This window comes from Streptococcus cuniculi (assembly GCF_004570575.1).
In the GTDB taxonomy this organism is placed as follows: Bacteria; Bacillota; Bacilli; order Lactobacillales; family Streptococcaceae; genus Streptococcus; species Streptococcus cuniculi_A.
In genome coordinates this window covers 1-996 of the sequence record NZ_SPPD01000047.1, presented here as the reverse complement: position 1 = coordinate 996, position 996 = coordinate 1, and the positions used below count along the sequence as shown (strand labels likewise).

At 37.8% G+C, this 996-nt stretch carries 1 pseudogene; it reads left to right on the top strand.

Features of this window, described 5'->3' with window-relative positions:
• Nucleotides 1–996: pseudogene (locus E4T82_RS11920) on the top strand (ISAs1 family transposase); the annotation flags it as partial.

Sequence of the window (996 nt, the reverse complement as noted above, 5' to 3'; positions counted from 1 at the left end):
ATTTTATTGAGATGAATGAATCCCTTCTTGGACAATATGTTGATTTGAGTGATGGATGTCCTTCTCATGATACGTTAGAAGGTGTAGTGAGTATGCTTAACCCTCAATTTTTAACGGAGTTAAAAGTTGACTTTAGTCAGACTCAAGAAAGTGCTACTGTTGAACGCTTAATAGCTATAGATGGTAAGACTATGCGAGGAAATGGTAGTAAAACACAACGTCCGAATCATATTGTAACGGCTTATGATGGGGATAATCGTATTAGTCTAGATCAGGTTGTAGTTGAAGAGAAAAGTAATGAAATCACGGCTATTCCACGTTTGTAACGACTTATTGACATTAGAAAAGGGATTGTGACCATAGATGCGATAGGGACTCAAACGGAGATAGTAGATGAAATCATCAAGGGTAAGGGAGATTATTGTCTCGCAGTAAAGGGCAATCAAGGAAGTCTTTATGAGGATATTAGCCTTTATTTTAACGATGTAAAATTACTGGATAAGCTAGCTAAGCAAGGCCAACATTATCAAACGCTTGAGAAAGCTCATCGTCAAATTGAAGTTCGTGATTATTGGGTTTCATATGATGTTAAGTGGTTATCTGAACGCCCCCCTAAGTGGACCAAACTACGTGGCATAGGTATGGCTAAGAATACTTTGGATAAAGATGGAGAGCTAACAGAGGAAGTTCGTTATTTTATCATTAGCTTTTTATCATTAGCTTTTTATCATTAGCTTTAAGAAGCCTGTAGAAATGTTTGCCCACTGTGTTAGGGGACATTGGTCGGTTGAGAGTATGCATTGGTTGTTGGATGTGGTTTATCGTGAAGACCATAACCAGACCCTAGACCAGCGCGCAGCCTTTAACTTGAATGTTATCAGAAAATGGTGTCTCTATTTCTTGAAAGTGATTCAGTTTTCAAAGAAAGACTTGAGTTATCGTCGTAAACAACGCTATATTTCTGTCCATTTGGAGGACTATTTACCACAATTATTT